Here is a 2,717-nt window from a genome sequence, read left to right as displayed (position 1 = left end):
ATATTGGCAATACCATGATCATTGGTTAGGTTATTGTACAAATGAATTAGTCCAAATCAATCCACAAGATAGATATTTTGAATTTGGAATTAAAAATGTCAATAATTATCTTGATTATATTAAAAATCGAGAAACAACATTTCCAACATTTTTAGAAATGTTAATGGCTACTTATAGATTAGTTAAAAAAGCAAAAGAAACTGGTTTTGAAGAATTAGTAAATCATTTGATAGATGAAAAATATTTAAAAGAAGTTATTGATATTAGAGCAGATTATCAAAGAGTTGGATTTTTTTATCCTGAAATTGCAATGTATTTTAAAAACCCCTCTAGAATCTTAGGGAGTTTCTTTATTAAGCATCATGGCTATCGTGTTCGAATTGATGATATTGAACATTATCTTTCAGGATATGTACAATATCAAAGAGAATTTAAAGGGTAGGTATTTATTATGTTAACAATTAAAAAAATATACAATATTATAGGTGGGGAATTAAAAGATGCAAGCAATAAAGAATCGAATGAAATAAATGATTTTGAAACAGTTTATCATTTTATAAAAAGTAAAAAAACTGCGTATTTCTCTCCCAATAAAGAAATATGGTCAAGAGAATTAGGAAGAAATAAAAATGCTCTAGATGGTAGTGATTTAGTAGATAGACAAAATGGAGAAATAGGATTAATTATAACAGAAAAATATATTTCTGATTTAACATTTAACACGCCACAAATAATTATAGAAGACTCTGTTCAAGCTTTAAAAAAATTAGCTATATATATTAGAAATCAATATAAAAACCCAGTTATTGCTATAACTGGATCAATGGGTAAAAGTTCAACTAGGAAGTTAATTACTAGTTTATTAAGTGATTTTAACGTACTTGAAAATAGAGGGAATAATAATGTCAGAGCAGCTATTTATAGTAATATGTTGAAATTAATTAAAAATCCTGACTTTGCTGTAATTGAAACATCTATGAATGCAATTAATTACCTTGAAAATACAGCTATTTACTTAAAACCAGATATAGCAATTATTACTGGCATAGGTGAAGCACATTTTTCAACTTTTAAGTCTGTTAAAGATATTGCTAAAATTAAGACAAGAATTTTTGAGGGCCTTTCAGATAATGGGACAGCAATTATTAATAATGATACATTATATGCTGATTATTTAGTTAATAAAGCACAAGAAAAAACTAACAATGTGTTAACTTATGGTATTAATAAGGATAGTAAAGTTGATTTGTCTGTTGATAATATCAGATATAATAAAGGGAATATTGAGTTCTTAATAGAAAACCAAAATAATGAAAAAGAAGTTTATCAAATTAATACGATTAGTAAAGGGATGGTCTATAATGCACTTGCAAGTATATTAGTACTTAAAAGTTTAAATTTGCCAATAAAGAAAAAATCACTAAAAAATTCAAACCATTTTCTAAAATATTATCTTTAAAAGAGATACAAACAAAATCGCATAAATTAACCTTACTAGATGATACACATAATGCTTCATTACCAGCAATGATTAATGCGATCAGAGCATTTAATAGTCAAACAAAATTTTATTCAGGTAATAAGATAATTGCCATAGGAAAAATTAGTGATTTAGGTCATAAGTCTAGTTCAATACATTTACAGCTAGTTGAAGAGTTAGAATGTTGCAATGCAGATTATATTTTATGTAAGGATACAGAATTGAAACAAGTAGTAAATAAGGTGAGAAATAAGAATATAACTTGGTATCCGAATAAAGAGTTGTTAATTAATGATTTAAAATACTTATGTAATGAAGATTCTCTAACTTTATTAAAATCTTCTGTAACGGGTACAGATTTTCCAGAAATAGCGAAATCTTTACCAGATATTTTGGAAATGAATGATATAGAATTTGATGGTGATAATCTTTTTGAAAAACTTAGTAAAGTAGGAAAGAGTTATATTAGAATAAATAATGAAACTGGACAAATAATTGAAAAATTCAACAGTAACCAATCACAAACAATTGAGGGAATGAGTCCATTAATCTATTATTTAAAAGCTATAGATGAAAAATTAGAAGATAGAATTATCAGTATGAAAAGTTGGCCAACCAATAATAGTAAAAATGGTTATGTTGAAGGTCTAAAAATTCACATCTATACATTCCTAAAAAATATGACTAATTCACCACACCCTTCTGAAATCTATGAATTAGCTAATGAGTTGTTTGATAATCATATAGAAAGAAAAGAATATATCAATCAATTGATACAGCAATTAAAATTATCTACCGCAATAGCTACAAACTTAACTGGACGTTTTAGAAGTAAAGAGCGACAAAGTTATACTGTAAATGATCTATATCAAGTGTATAAGTATTATAAATATGATTTATTTAAATTTAGTAATACATTTATTTTAGGACTTAAATACAAAAGTGGATTTATACGAGGAGAAAAAGAAACGATTATTTTCACTTCATATCAAGATCCCAAAAGTGAATTTGATTGCTTCTTAAGTATATAACTAATTTTGAATGTATAAGTTCCAGTTATTTTTGGAAGGATTATCTCTAAATGATAAAATAAGAGTTTTTGTAGAAAATCAATTCCAAGTTGAATATTCTATTAAATCACACAGTACCACTAACCTCCCTATAACTTTCAATAGTTATAGGGAGCGTTTATTTTTGTGTGAAACAAAAATAAACGTAAATAAGGATATAAATAAGC

General features: G+C 26.0%; 2 protein-coding genes and 1 pseudogene. All 3 read left to right on the top strand.

The window, feature by feature from the left end; translation table 11 throughout:
• Positions 1 to 442, top strand: a pseudogene (locus tag HMPREF2937_RS07280) (poly(glycerol-phosphate) alpha-glucosyltransferase); the annotation flags it as partial.
• Between the two features lie 9 nt (positions 443 to 451).
• Positions 452 to 1,459: a Mur ligase family protein gene (locus HMPREF2937_RS14000; protein WP_070626180.1), complete on the top strand. Its 1,008-nt coding sequence runs from the start codon at positions 452 to 454 to the stop codon at positions 1,457 to 1,459.
• A gap of 68 nt (positions 1,460 to 1,527) precedes the next feature.
• On the top strand, positions 1,528 to 2,511 hold the full coding sequence (locus tag HMPREF2937_RS13995) for a UDP-N-acetylmuramoyl-tripeptide--D-alanyl-D-alanine ligase (protein WP_070626178.1): 984 nt from the start codon (positions 1,528 to 1,530) through the stop codon (positions 2,509 to 2,511).
• Positions 2,512 to 2,717: the final 206 nt, after the last annotated feature.

The organism is Staphylococcus sp. HMSC061G12 (genome assembly GCF_001838465.1).
GTDB classification, from domain to species: Bacteria; Bacillota; Bacilli; order Staphylococcales; family Staphylococcaceae; genus Staphylococcus; species Staphylococcus simulans.
This window is presented reverse-complemented; position numbering and strand designations above follow the sequence as displayed.

What these genes read in the sequence shown, in the direction of transcription:
- HMPREF2937_RS14000 (WP_070626180.1), top strand. Translation starts at nt 452, where the DNA reads ATGTTAACAATTAAAAAAATATACAATATTATAGGTGGGGAATTAAAA.
- HMPREF2937_RS13995 (WP_070626178.1), top strand. Translation starts at nt 1,528, where the DNA reads ATGATTAATGCGATCAGAGCATTTAATAGTCAAACAAAATTTTATTCA.